The 13,022-nt window shown below is 66.0% G+C and carries 11 protein-coding genes and 1 tRNA gene; 8 read left to right on the top strand and 4 right to left on the bottom strand.

The features are described 5' to 3' along the window. Positions 1-733 precede the first annotated feature (733 nt). The 5 genes from KCH87_RS19745 (at position 734) to KCH87_RS19725 (ending at position 6,464) form a co-directional block, all read left to right on the top strand. Positions 734-1,960 (top strand): branched-chain amino acid ABC transporter substrate-binding protein, encoded by a 1,227-nt coding sequence (locus KCH87_RS19745; RefSeq protein ID WP_210587482.1) that lies wholly within the window; start codon positions 734-736, stop codon positions 1,958-1,960. 109 nt (positions 1,961-2,069) lie between these two features. Next, entirely contained in the window at positions 2,070-3,002 is a 933-nt protein-coding gene (locus KCH87_RS19740; RefSeq protein WP_210587481.1) for a branched-chain amino acid ABC transporter permease, read from the top strand. Between the two features lie 5 nt (positions 3,003-3,007). Continuing rightward, a complete protein-coding gene (locus KCH87_RS19735) occupies positions 3,008-4,834 on the top strand; it encodes a branched-chain amino acid ABC transporter permease (protein WP_210587480.1) in 1,827 nt (608 codons plus the stop codon). Between the two features lie 5 nt (positions 4,835-4,839). Further along, complete coding sequence (locus KCH87_RS19730; RefSeq protein WP_210587479.1) at positions 4,840-5,751, top strand: ABC transporter ATP-binding protein; 912 nt, start codon at positions 4,840-4,842, stop codon at positions 5,749-5,751. Continuing rightward, complete coding sequence (locus KCH87_RS19725) at positions 5,748-6,464, top strand: ABC transporter ATP-binding protein (protein ID WP_210587478.1); 717 nt, start codon at positions 5,748-5,750, stop codon at positions 6,462-6,464. The genes KCH87_RS19730 and KCH87_RS19725 overlap by 4 nt, the downstream gene beginning before the upstream one ends. A gap of 93 nt (positions 6,465-6,557) precedes the next feature. Here KCH87_RS19725 and KCH87_RS19720 read toward each other — a convergent pair whose 3' ends face one another. Continuing rightward, positions 6,558-7,214 carry an ANTAR domain-containing response regulator gene (locus tag KCH87_RS19720; protein ID WP_210587477.1) on the bottom strand — a complete coding sequence of 219 codons (657 nt, stop codon included), beginning with the start codon at positions 7,212-7,214 and terminating at the stop codon, positions 6,558-6,560. Between the two features lie 98 nt (positions 7,215-7,312). Here KCH87_RS19720 and KCH87_RS19715 point away from each other — a divergent pair. Both KCH87_RS19715 and KCH87_RS19710 read left to right on the top strand, forming a co-directional pair. After that, positions 7,313-7,387 (top strand) — tRNA-Leu (locus KCH87_RS19715). 105 nt (positions 7,388-7,492) lie between these two features. After that, the gene (locus KCH87_RS19710; protein ID WP_210587476.1) at positions 7,493-8,281 is read left to right on the top strand and encodes a helix-turn-helix domain-containing protein; all 789 of its coding nucleotides are present in this window, start codon (positions 7,493-7,495) and stop codon (positions 8,279-8,281) included. 8 nt (positions 8,282-8,289) lie between these two features. Here the strand turns inward: KCH87_RS19710 and pyk are convergent, their stop codons facing one another. Then, the gene (gene pyk / locus KCH87_RS19705; protein WP_210587475.1) at positions 8,290-9,720 is read right to left on the bottom strand and encodes a pyruvate kinase; all 1,431 of its coding nucleotides are present in this window, start codon (positions 9,718-9,720) and stop codon (positions 8,290-8,292) included. Positions 9,721-9,889: 169 nt separating this feature from the next. Continuing rightward, positions 9,890-10,600, bottom strand: coding sequence for an SIMPL domain-containing protein (locus KCH87_RS19700; protein WP_210587474.1), 711 nt, complete (start codon positions 10,598-10,600; stop codon positions 9,890-9,892). 179 nt (positions 10,601-10,779) lie between these two features. On the opposite strand from KCH87_RS19700, the gene KCH87_RS19695 reads away from it, so the two are divergent. Then, positions 10,780-12,585: a bifunctional UDP-sugar hydrolase/5'-nucleotidase gene (locus tag KCH87_RS19695; protein WP_210587473.1), complete on the top strand. Its 1,806-nt coding sequence runs from the start codon at positions 10,780-10,782 to the stop codon at positions 12,583-12,585. 60 nt (positions 12,586-12,645) lie between these two features. Here KCH87_RS19695 and KCH87_RS19690 read toward each other — a convergent pair whose 3' ends face one another. Further along, positions 12,646-13,020, bottom strand: coding sequence for a hypothetical protein (locus tag KCH87_RS19690; protein ID WP_210587472.1), 375 nt, complete (start codon positions 13,018-13,020; stop codon positions 12,646-12,648). Between the last annotated feature and the right edge of the window lie 2 nt (positions 13,021-13,022).

Here is a 13,022-nt window from a genome sequence, read left to right as displayed (position 1 = left end):
ACCCGCCCGCAGGAGCCGGAGCCTGACCCTCCCGCATTCCCCTCCCAGACCGTCGACATGGACTACCTGGGCCGGGAACTCCCGCCGGCGAACAGCCCGAGCGGCAGCTTCAGTTTCGCGATCCTGGTCATGGTCATCCCAGGGTCCGGCGCGCCGGTGACCATGGAGCGCATCAGCCAGCCCTACTCCGGGCTTTCCCTGACCTCGGCACCCCGGCCTCCGTTCCGTACCAGGCCCGAATTTCCTCGCAGGATCGTGATCACCATGCATGTCACGGATTGCGCACATGTGCCGACGGATGCCGGACTTCCTTTCCTGGACGTAACTCTGCGTAATACGCGCGCAATAGAGGACCACAGTTTCATCCTGGGCGAGCGCTATTCACAGGACCTCTCAGAAGCCCTTCAAGTAGCTTGCGGCAACGATTCCATGTCACTACCAAACCCCAAGAACACTACTGAAACCCTCGCGGCGCTTCCTGCGGGTTCTCACTATGCGGACGGGGCAAATCGGCCGGAATTCTACTCTTCCGCCCATCGAGTACCGCTCTGCATTACGTCGTGTCATAACAAGAGCGTCACAGCCTTGGCCAGACACTCCTCCAGGTTCCCTCTACCCGCTTAGAGTCACGGCCAGTCACCGCGCCGTCGGATTCGAACCACTTCGGTCCAGCGTCCAGCGCTCGACTCGGCCTCTTCCAGGGGGAAGGGCCGCGCCAGGGAAAGGACTGATCGTGCGTCAACGTTCACTCATCGCCATAACCGCCGCGCTGGCGGCGGGAGCGCTCACCCTCACCGCCTGCGGCTCTCGCGACGAGGACGGCGGCGGCTCGGACAGCGGAGGCACCAAGGTCGTCATCGGTGTCGATGCCCCGCTGACCGGCGACCTGTCCGCACTGGGCCTCGGCATCAAGAACTCCGTCGACCTCGCCGCCAAGACGGCCAACAAGGAAAAGTACGTCGACGGCGTCACCTTCGAGATCCAGGCCCTCGACGACCAGGCGCAGCCCTCCTCGGGCCAGCAGAACGCCACCAAGCTCGTCGCCGACCAGGACGTCCTCGGCGTCGTCGGCCCCCTCAACTCCTCCGTCGCCGAGTCCATGCAGAAGGTCTTCGACGACGCCAAGCTGGTCGAGGTCTCCCCCGCCAACACCAACCCGGCCCTCACCCAGGGCACGGACTGGCAGACCACCAAGGCCCGCCCGTACAAGTCGTACTTCCGCACCGCGACCACGGACGCCATCCAGGGCCCGTTCGCCGCGCAGTACGTCTTCAACGACGCCAAGAAGAAGAGCGTCTACGTCATCGACGACAAGAAGACGTACGGCGCCGGCCTGGCCGCCACCTTCTCCGAGGAGTTCAAGAAGCTCGGCGGCAAGATCGTCGGCACCGAGCACATCGACCCCGACACCAAGGACTTCTCCGCCGTCGCCACCAAGGTGAAGACCTCCGGTGCAGACGTCGTCTACTACGGCGGCGAGTACCCGCAGGCCGGTCCGCTGAGCAAGCAGATCAAGGCCGCCGGTGCCAAGATCCCGCTGGTCGGCGGCGACGGCATCTACAGCGCCGACTTCATCAAGCTGGCCGGCGCCAGCGGAACCGGCGACCTCGCCACCTCCGTCGGCGCCCCGGTCGAGACGCTCCCCTCCGCCAAGGAGTTCGTCGCCAACTACAAGACCGAGGGCTACAAGGAGGCCTACGAGGCCTACGGCGGCTACTCCTACGACTCGGCCTGGGCGATCATCGAAGCCGTGAAGAAGGTCGTCGAGGACAACGACGGCAAGCTTCCCGACGACGCCCGCGCCAAGGTCACCGAGGCCATGCAGAACGTCACCTTCGACGGCGTGACCGGCAAGGTCGCCTTCGACGAATACGGTGACGCGACCAACAAGCAGCTCACCGTCTACTCCGTCAAGGCCGGTGACTGGGCAGCGGTCAAGTCCGGCACCTACACGGGCTGACCCACACCGCACCACTCATGAGCCGCGCGGGGCGCCGCACCACAGGCGCCCCGCGCGCACTCACATCCGGCCACACCCTCGACTATCCGAACGTCTCGGAGGACATGCGGTGAACGAACTGCCGCAGCAGCTGGTCAACGGCCTGCTACTGGGATCCATGTACGGGCTGGTCGCCATCGGCTACACGATGGTCTATGGCATCGTCCAGCTCATCAACTTCGCCCACGGCGAGATCTTCATGACCGGCGCCTTCGGCGCATTCACGGTCTACATGTACGTACTGCCCGACGGCACCTCCATGGCCATCGCCCTGCCACTGATGCTCGTCGGCGCCATCCTGGTCGCCGTAACGGTCGCCGTAGGCGCAGAACGGTTCGCCTACCGCCCCCTGCGCACCGCACCACGCCTCGCCCCCCTCATCACCGCCATCGGCCTCTCCCTGGCCCTCCAGCAGGCGGTATGGGCCTGGTACCCCAACGCCAAGTCGGCGCGCACCTTCCCCCAGATCGAAGGCGGCCCCTTCGAAATCGGCAGCGTCACCATCCAGACCGGTGACATCTTCCTCTTCATCGCGGCCCCCATCAGCATGGCGATCCTCGCCTACTTCGTCATGAAGACCCGCACCGGACGCGGCATGCAGGCCACCGCCCAGGACCCCGACACCGCCAAGCTCATGGGCATCAACACCGACCGCATCATCGTGGTCGCCTTCGCCCTCGGCGCCGCGTTCGCCGCCGTCGGAGGCCTCGCCTACGGCCTCAAATACGGCCAGATCGACTTCCGCATGGGCTTCATCCTCGGCCTCAAGGCCTTCACCGCAGCCGTCCTCGGCGGCATCGGCAACATCTACGGAGCCATGATCGGCGGCCTCGTCCTCGGCCTCGCCGAGACCATGGCCACCGCCTACATCGCCGACGTCCCCGGCATGTCGCAGCTCGGCGGCCAGTCCTGGGCCAACGTCTGGGCCTTCGTACTCCTCATCCTCGTGCTCCTCTTCAGGCCACAGGGCCTGCTCGGCGAGCGCGTCGCGGACAGGGCGTGAGACCTATGACCACACAGACCAGCACCCCCCAGACGCCCGCCCAGGACCCCACCGGCGCCACCTCCGGACTCATCGGCATCCCGCCGCACATCGGACGCGCCCTCGCCACCGGCGGCGGAATCCTCACCGTCATCTCGACCTTCCTCGCCTGGACCTGGACCTCCGCCTTCCCCGGCGACCTCACGGTCTACGGCTACCCCGGCGGCCTACAGGTCCTCGTCCTCATCGGCGGCGCCCTCACCGCACTCTTCGGCCTCGCCTCCTACGGCATCAAGGGCCTGCGCTGGCTCGTACCGGCAGGCGCCGACAGCGCCATCAAAACCGCCGCGCTCGCCGCATTCGCCACCGCCTGGTACACGATCATCGCGATCAGCGCCCAACTCGGCGGCCTGGCCAACCTCGAACCCGGCGGCTGGATCGTGGCCATCGCCACCCTCGCCGCCCTGCTCGGCGCGCTCTCCCTGCCGTTCCAGCGGCCGGCGCCCGACCCCTCCGACCCGGACGACACCGGCTGGGAGCAGTTCCGCCACAACGCACGGCACACCGGCGCCATCATCAAGGCAGCCTTCGCCTCCGGCACCACCACCCCGGCCCGCAAGCTGCCCGCGTACGCCGAAATCCTCGTCATCGTCGCCGCACTCGCCCTCGGCCTGACCGTCTTCACCTACGGCATCGGCACCGAGTACGACGAACTCTTCGTCGGCTTCCTCATCACCGCCGGCTTCGGCTTCGCCGCCGCGGCCAAGGCCGGACTCGTGAACAGGGTCTCCGAGCTCACCTCCAAGCACCGCACGGTGACAATGATCGGCGCGTTCGTCGCAGCCGCCGCATTCCCCTTCACCCAGTCCGACGACCAGTACGCGACCATCGGCGTCTACATCCTGATCTTCGCCACCGTCGCCCTCGGCCTCAACATCGTCGTCGGCCTCGCCGGCCTCCTCGACCTCGGATACGTCGCCTTCCTCGGCGTCGGCGCCTACACCGCGGCCATGGTCTCCGGCTCCCCCTCCTCACCGTTCGACATCCACCTGCCGTTCTGGGCCTCCGCCCTCCTCGGCGCAGCCGTCGCCATGGTCTTCGGCGTCCTCATCGGCGCCCCCACCCTGCGACTGCGCGGCGACTACCTCGCCATCGTCACCCTCGGCTTCGGTGAGATCTTCCGCATCACCGTCCTCAACATGGACGGCACCTCAGGACCCGACATCACCAACGGCTCCAACGGCATCTCCTCGATCCCGAACCTCAGCATCTTCGGCTTCGACTTCGGCGCGGAACACAGCTTCGGCGGATTCACCATCGCGCGCTTCGCCAACTACTTCCTGCTGATGCTCCTCATCACCCTCGTCGTCGTGGTCGTCTTCCGACGCAGCGGCGACTCCCGCATCGGCCGCGCCTGGGTCGCCATCCGCGAAGACGAAACAGCCGCCCTCGCCATGGGCATCAACGGCTTCCGCGTCAAGCTCGTCGCCTTCGCCCTCGGCGCCGCACTCGCCGGACTCGCCGGATCCGTCCAGGCCCACGTCACCTACACCGTGACCCCCGAGCAATACCAGTTCGCCCACGTCGTCCCGCCCAACTCGGCCTTCCTGCTCGCAGCGGTCGTACTCGGCGGCATGGGCACCATCAGCGGCCCACTCGTCGGCGCCGCACTCCTCTACCTCATCCCCGCCAAGCTCCAGTTCCTCGGCGACTACCAGCTCTTCGCCTTCGGTCTCGCGCTCGTCCTGCTGATGCGCTTCCGTCCGGAAGGCCTCATCCCGAACCGGCGCCGCCAGCTCGAATTCCACGAGGAAGCAGAAGCGCCCACAGTCCTCAGCAAGGCAGGGGCCTGACCACGATGACTACCGACACCACCACCAAGGACGCCGCCCCGGGCGCCAGCGCCCCCGGCGAAACCGTCCTCGACGCACGCGGCGTCACCATGCGCTTCGGCGGCCTCACCGCCGTACGCAACGTCGACCTCACCGTCAGCAGCGGAGAAATCGTCGGACTCATCGGCCCCAACGGCGCCGGCAAGACGACCTTCTTCAACTGCCTCACCGGCCTCTACATCCCCACCGAGGGCGAGGTCCGCTACAAAGGCAACATCCTGCCGCCCCAGTCCTTCAAGGTCACCGCGGCCGGCGTCGCCCGCACCTTCCAGAACATCCGACTCTTCTCCAACATGACGGTCCTGGAAAACGTGCTCGTCGGCCGCCACACCCGCACCAAAGAAGGGCTCTGGTCCGCACTCCTACGCGGCCCCGGCTTCAAGAAAGCCGAAAAAGCCTCCGAAGAACGCGCCATGGAACTCCTCGAGTTCATCGGCCTCGCCGACAAACGCGACCACCTCGCCAGAAACCTCCCCTACGGCGAACAGCGCAAGCTCGAGATCGCACGAGCCCTCGCCAGCGAACCCGGCCTGCTCCTCCTCGACGAACCCACCGCCGGCATGAACCCGCAGGAAACCCGGGCCACCGAAGAACTCGTCTTCGCCATCCGCGACATGGGCATCGCCGTCCTCGTCATCGAGCACGACATGCGGTTCATCTTCAACCTCTGCGACCGCGTCGCCGTCCTCGTACAAGGCGAAAAACTCGTCGAAGGCGACAGCGCCACCGTGCAGGGCGACGAACGCGTCATCGCCGCCTACCTCGGCGAACCCTTCGAAGGCGACCCCGGCCACGCCGAGGTCGCGGAGGTCGAGGCCGCCGAGGCACAGGCCGACATCACCACGGACGCGGCGCCCGGCAAGGAGAACGACCGATGACCGTCATGCTCGAAGTCGAAGACCTCCGGGTCGCCTACGGCAAAATCGAAGCCGTCAAAGGCATCTCCTTCAAGGTCGACGCCGGCGAAGTCGTCACCCTCATCGGCACCAACGGCGCCGGCAAAACCACCACACTGCGCACCCTGTCGGGGCTACTGAAGCCGGTCGGCGGCCAGATCAAATTCAACGGCAAATCGCTGAAAAAGATCCCCGCCCACAACATCGTCTCCATGGGACTCGCCCACTCCCCCGAGGGGCGGCACATCTTCCCCCGCATGACGATCGAGGACAACCTCCGCCTCGGCGCCTTCCTCCGCAACGACAAACCCGCCATCGAAAAGGACATCCAACGCGCCTACGACCTCTTCCCCATCCTCGGAGAACGCCGCAAGCAGGCCGCAGGCACACTCTCCGGCGGTGAACAGCAAATGCTCGCCATGGGCCGCGCACTCATGTCCCAGCCCAAACTGCTCATGCTCGACGAACCCTCCATGGGCCTCTCGCCGATCATGATGCAGAAAATCATGGCCACCATCGCCGAACTCAAGTCCCAGGGCACGACCATTCTTCTGGTCGAACAGAACGCCCAGGCCGCACTGTCCCTGGCCGACCACGGCCACGTCATGGAGGTCGGCAGCATCGTCCTCTCCGGCACCGGACAAAACCTGCTGCACGACGAGTCGGTACGGAAGGCATACCTCGGCGAGGACTGAAGTCCTTCGCTTCCACGCGTCTACGACGAGGCCCGCGCCCCCAGTCCAGGGGGCGCGGGCCTCGTCGTCAGCTCAGGGGCACGGGGCGTGGGCTCAGTTGCCGTTGCCCTTCTTCTCATCAGCGTCCTGAATAACCGCCTCAGCGACCTGCTGCATCGACATCCGGCGATCCATCGACGTCTTCTGAATCCACCGGAACGCAGCCGGCTCGGTCAGCCCGTACTCCGTCTGAAGAATCGACTTCGCCCGATCGACAAGCTTCCGAGTCTCAAGCCGAAGGCTGAGGTCCGCGACCTCCTTCTCCAACTCCTTCAACTCCGTGAACCGAGAAACAGCCATCTCGATCGCCGGAACGACGTCACTCTTACTGAACGGCTTCACGAGATACGCCATCGCACCGGCGTCGCGGGCGCGCTCGACAAGATCGCGCTGGGAGAAGGCGGTCAGCATGAGGACGGGGGCAATGCGCTCCTCGGCGATCTTCTCGGCGGCAGAGATGCCATCCAGCTTCGGCATCTTCACATCCAGGATCACCAGATCCGGCTTGTGCTCCCGGGCCAGCTCGACGGCCTGCTCACCGTCACCGGCCTCACCGACCACGCTGTACCCCTCCTCCTCCAGCATCTCTTTCAGATCGAGCCGGATCAGTGCCTCGTCCTCGGCAATGACGACACGGGTCGTCAGCGGAGGCACGTGCGACTTGTCGTCGTCGGGCGCGTCTACGGGCTGGGGCGACTCGGGGGCGGTCACGGGGGCTCCTCGGTTGGGGCAGGGTGCTGCTGACAAGAGAGTACCTAGCTGCGGTAAGGTGGTGGCGCGAGGGGTTGCACTTCTCCTTCCTTTCCAAGGCCCCAGTACTCCAACCGGTTAGAGAGGCCGCTCTCAAACAGCGGACAGTGTGGGTTCGAATCCCACCTGGGGCACTTTTCCTTTGATTCCAAGGTCACGCCGATAAGCGGATGTCCACGTTCTCGTGAACATCCGCTTTTTGCTGCGTGTCGTCGCGATCACTCTCACAGAGTGTCCACATGAACTTCCACGGCACTGATGTGCGACAGAAAGCCGTCACGCTGCTGCGCAACGGCTCAAAGAACGCCGACGTGGCTCGACGGCTCAATGTTCCGCTGGGGACGATCGGCTACTGGAAGCACCTCGACCGAGCGAAACGCGGCGAATGTCCCGGCCGACACGATCCCAAGTGCCCCCGATGCGACGGGCGCACCCTCGACGAGCCGGCGTACAGCTACCTACTGGGCCTCTACCTCGGCGACGGCCACATCAGCCACTACTCCGAGCATCGAGCACCCAACCTCATGATCACCTGCGCCGAATCATGGCCCGGCCTCATGGACGACTGCGAGCAGGCCATGCGTGCGGTCTTCCCCGACAACTCCGTCTGCCGCGTCCGCAGGACCGGCTGCAGCAACGTAAAGGTGTACTCGAAGCACCTGCACTGCCTGTTCCCCCAGCACGGCCCTGGCAAGAAGCACGAGCGCCGCATCGCCTTCGAACCCTGGCAGCAGGCAATCGTCGACGCCCACCCCTGGGAATTCATCCGGGGCCTCATCCACTCCGACGGCTGCCGCATCACCAACTGGACGACCCGCATGGTGGCCGGTGAGCGCAAGCGCTACGAGTACCCCCGCTACTTCTTCGCCAACAAGTCGGACGACATCCGGCGGCTCTTCACGAATGCCCTCGACAAGGTCGGCGTCGAGTGGACCAGCCTCGCCCGGGGCAGCGACCCGTTCAACATCTCCATCGCCCGCAAAGCCTCCGTAGCCCTAATGGACACCCACGTAGGCCCCAAGTACTGAAGTGCCGCCTACTTGTCGTCCTCCCCGATGTGGTGCACCCGCACGAGGTTCGTCGACCCCGATACACCAGGCGGCGAACCCGCCGTGATCACGACGACGTCGCCCGGCTCGCACCGGCCGTACTTCAGCAGCAACTCGTCCACCTGGTCGACCATCGCATCCGTCGAGTCCACGTGCGGCCCGAGGAACGTCTCCACACCCCACGTCAGATTCAACTGCGATCGCGTTGCCGGCTCCGGCGTGAAGGCCAGCAGCGGGATCGGGGAGCGGTAGCGCGACAGGCGGCGGGCGGTGTCTCCGGACTGGGTGAAGGCGACCAAGAACTTCGCGCCCAAGAAGTCGCCCATCTCAGCCGCCGCCCTCGCCACCGCGCCCCCCTGCGTGCGGGGCTTGTTGCGTTCGGTCAGGGGCGGGAGGCCCTTCGCCAGGAGGTCTTCCTCTGCCGCCTCGACGATCTTCGACATCGTCCTGACCACCGCGATCGGGTATTTGCCGACGCTGGTCTCGCCGGACAGCATGACGGCGTCCGTGCCGTCGATGACCGCGTTGGCGACGTCGCTCGCCTCGGCGCGGGTCGGGCGGGAGTTCTCGATCATCGAGTCGAGCATCTGGGTGGCGACGATGACCGGCTTGGCGTTCCTCTTGGCCAGCTTGATCGCGCGCTTTTGGACGAGGGGGACCTGTTCGAGCGGCATTTCGACGCCGAGGTCTCCGCGGGCGACCATGATGCCGTCGAAGGCGGCGACGATGTCGTCGATCGCCTCGACCGCCTGCGGTTTCTCCACTTTGGCGATCACTGGGAGGCGGCGGCCTTCTTCGTCCATGATGCGGTGGACGTCGTCGATGTCGCGGCCGCTGCGGACGAAGGAGAGGGCGATGACGTCGCAGCCCATGCGCAGGGCCCAGCGGAGGTCGGCTTCGTCCTTGTCGGAGAGGGCGGGGACGGAGACGGCGACGCCGGGGAGGTTGAGGCCTTTGTTGTCGGAGATCATGCCGCCTTCGACGACCGTGGTGTGGACGCGGGGGCCGTCGACCTCGGTGACCTCCAGGCACACTTTGCCGTCGTCGACGAGGATGCGTTCGCCGGGGGTGACGTCGGTGGCGAGGCCGTCGTAGGTGGTGCCGCACTGCTGGCGGTCGCCGTGGGCGCCTTCTTCGACGGTGATGGTGAAGGTGTCGCCGCGTTCAAGGAGTACGGGGCCTTCGGTGAAGCGGCCGAGTCGGATCTTCGGGCCTTGAAGGTCGGCGAGGATGCCGACGCTGTGGCCGGTCTCGTCGGAGGCCTTTCGCACGCGCTGGTAGCGCTCCTCGTGCTCGGCGTAGGTGCCGTGGCTGAGGTTGAATCGGGCGACGTCCATTCCGGCTTCGACCAGGGCCTTGATCTGGTCGTATGAGTCGGTGGCGGGTCCCAGGGTGCAGACGATCTTTGCTCGGCGCATGTTTCGAGCCTAGGCCTTACCCGTGGGTAGAGAATTGGCCGCGCATGACTACTCAACAACCTTTGCGTGAAGGGCTATTGACAAGTGTTGAATTGTGCGCCGGGGCGCTCCGATGAGCATTTCGGAGCCTGTCGCGCATTTACGGGGTCCGGTTGTGCGGGGTGGTGGGTCAGAGGCGGGGCGGTGTCATGGTGAATCGTGCGTTGACCTGGGCGTAGACGCGTTGGCGTTGGGGTTCGAGGTCGAGGGCGGCGGCGGTGTCTTCGGCGGCGAAGGATGCGGAGCGCATGCGGCCGCTGCCGGCGACTGGGTAGGGCTCGGCGTTTTCGGCTCCGATGTCGGCGAGCTCTACGAGGGCCGCGAGTGTGGTGCCGAGTGCTTCGGCGTATTCCCTTGCGCGCTGGACTGCTTCCTTGACTGCGTGCTGGCGGGCTTGGCGGTGGGCGGGTGAGTCGGGGCGGAGGGCCCACCAGGGGCCGTCGACGCGGGTGAGTTCTTGGTCGGCGAGGCGGGTGGTGAGTTCGCCGAGGGCGGTGAAGTCGGTGAGTTCGGCGGTGATGCGGACGCGGCCGTGGTAGGCGTGGATGCGTTCGCCGCGGCCGTGTTCTTTGAGTTCGGGGTTGATGGAGAAGGAGCCGGTTTCGAGGTGTTCGACTGTGTCGCCGTAGGTCTTGATGAGGTCGAGGACGGTGGTGTTGCGGCGGGTGAGGTCGTCGAGGGCGGTGCGGCGGTCTTTGCCGCGGGAGGCGACGGTGATGCCGATGCGGGCGATTTCGGGGTCGACTTCGAGGCGGGCTTCGCCGCGGACGGCGATGCGGGGGGCGTCGGGGGTGCCGTAGGGGACGGCGGGGTGGGGTTCGTCTGGGGTTGGGGTGGTCATACGTCCCACTCTGGCATGTCTTACTCGCTTGCAGGGTCGGCGAGTTCACAGGTGGGGTCATCAGATCGAAACCTGCGGGGCCTGTTGCTGGTCGGCATGTCCGGGTCAGAATCTACGCGCGTCGTCGATCGTGTTCGGTCTACGCGCGTCATTGACCGTGGCCCGAGGAGTGTCGAGAGATGCCGTTGAACCGTCGGAAGTTCCTGAAGAAGTCCGCCGTGACGGGAGCGGGGGTCGCGCTGGCCGGCGCGGCGGCGGCTCCGGCGGCCGAGGCCGCGGAGGCGAGGAAGGGCCCGAAGTCGGCGAAGCGGTACTCGTTCACGGTGATGGGGACGACGGACCTGCACGGCCATGTCTTCAACTGGGACTACTTCAAGGACGCGGAGTACACCGACGCCAAGGGCAATGCGCAGGGTCTGGCCCGGATCTCGACGTTGGTGAATCAGGTCCGGGAGGAGAAGGGCCGCTGTAACACGCTGCTGCTGGACGCGGGCGACACGATTCAGGGCACTCCGTTGACGTACTACTACGCCAAGGTGGACCCGATCACGGCGAAGGGTGGTCCGGTCCACCCGATGGCGCAGGCCATGAACGCGATCGGGTATGACGCGGTGGCGCTGGGCAACCATGAGTTCAACTACGGTATCGAGACGCTGCGGAAGTTCGAGGAGCAGTGCGACTTTCCGCTGCTGGGTGCGAACGCGCTGGACGCGAAGACCCTCAAGCCCGCGTTCCCGCCGTACTTCATCAAGAAGTTCCATGTGAAGGGCGCGCCGCCGGTCAAGGTCGCCGTCCTCGGTCTGACCAACCCGGGGATCGCGATCTGGGACAAGGCGTATGTCGAGGGCAAGCTGACGTTCCCGGGTCTGGAGGAGCAGGCGGCGAAGTGGGTGCCGAAGCTGCGGTCGATGGGCGCGGATGTGGTGGTGGTGTCGGCGCACTCCGGTTCGTCGGGTACGTCGTCGTACGGTGACCAGCTGCCGTACGTCGAGAACTCGTCCGCTCTGGTGGCGCAGCAGGTGCCGGGTATTGACGCGATTCTGGTGGGGCACGCGCACACGGAGATCGCGGAGCTGCTGGTCACGAATGAGAAGACCGGCAAGACGGTCGTGCTGTCGGAGCCGCTGTGTTATGCGGAGCGCTTGTCGCTGTTCGACTTCGAGCTGGTCTTGGAGAAGGGCCGTTGGACGGTCGAGTCGGTGAAGGCGTCGGTGCGTGACTCGAAGACGGTCGCCGACGATCCGAGGATCACCAAGCTGCTGAAGGACGAGCACGACATCGTCGTGGAGTACGTCAACCAGGTCGTCGGTACGGCCACCGAGACGCTGACGACGGTGGATGCCCGCTACAAGGACGCGCCGATCATCGATCTGATCACCAAGGTGCAGGAGGACGTGGTCAAGGCGGCGCTGGCGAGTACGGAGTACGCGTCGCTGCCGGTGATCGCGCAGGCGTCGCCGTTCTCGCGGACGTCTCAGATCCCGGCCGGTGATGTGACGATCCGGGATCTGTCGGGCCTGTATGTGTACGACAACACGCTGGTCGCGAAGCTGATGACGGGTGCGCAGGTGAAGGCGTACCTGGAGTTTTCGGCGGAGTATTTCGTGCAGACGGCGGCGGACGCCACGGTCGACGTGGAGAAGCTGACGAACGCGGGCAACCGTCCGGATTACAACTACGACTATGTGTCGGGGCTGGCGTACGAGATCGACATCGCGCAGGCGGCGGGTTCGCGGATCAAGAATCTGACGTACGGCGGTGTCGCGCTGGACGATGCGCAGCAGTTCGTGTTCGCGGTGAACAACTACCGGGCGAATGGCGGCGGGGCGTTTCCGCACGTGGCGTCGGCGCAGGAGCTGTGGTCGGAGTCGACGGAGATCCGGACGCGGATCGCGGAGTGGGTGACCGCGAAGGGTGAGCTGGATCCGAAGGACTTTGCGTCGGTGGACTGGAAGCTGACCCGTGAGGGCACGCCTGTTTTCTAGTGCGTCGGGCTGGGGGCGCGCGAAGGCCGGTGGTGTCTGCCGCCGGCCTTGCGCGTGGTGTCAGAGCAGGCTGGTCACGCTGTCCTGAATGGCGGCCACGTCGCCCGCGATCGCGGCGGTGGCCTGGACGCCGGGGGCGATGAAGCCGAGCCAGCGCAGGAGTGCGGTGCGACGTGGCTCGTCCTGGGCGAGTTCCTCGTCGACGTGCTCGGCGGCTTGGACGAGTTCCGCGCCGTCCTCGTACTGGTCCTGGTACCTGCGCAGTTGTTCCAGCAGCAGTCCTACGGCGGTGCGGAGTTCGGCGATGGCGGCGTCACGGTCGGGCTCGTCCGCGGGGCCGACGGTGGCGGACGAGTGGTTGACGGCGACCGCGCTGCGGTCGATGTGGAGGTCGCCGCCGGCGTTGATGCCGCTGTTGTTGCCGGTTTCTGGCATGT

It is taken from the genome of Streptomyces sp. GESEQ-35 (assembly GCF_017948485.1).
Lineage (GTDB): Bacteria > Actinomycetota > Actinomycetes > Streptomycetales > Streptomycetaceae > Streptomyces.
The sequence above is the reverse complement of the archived record's forward strand: the minus strand, read 5'-3'. Positions and strand labels throughout refer to the sequence as shown.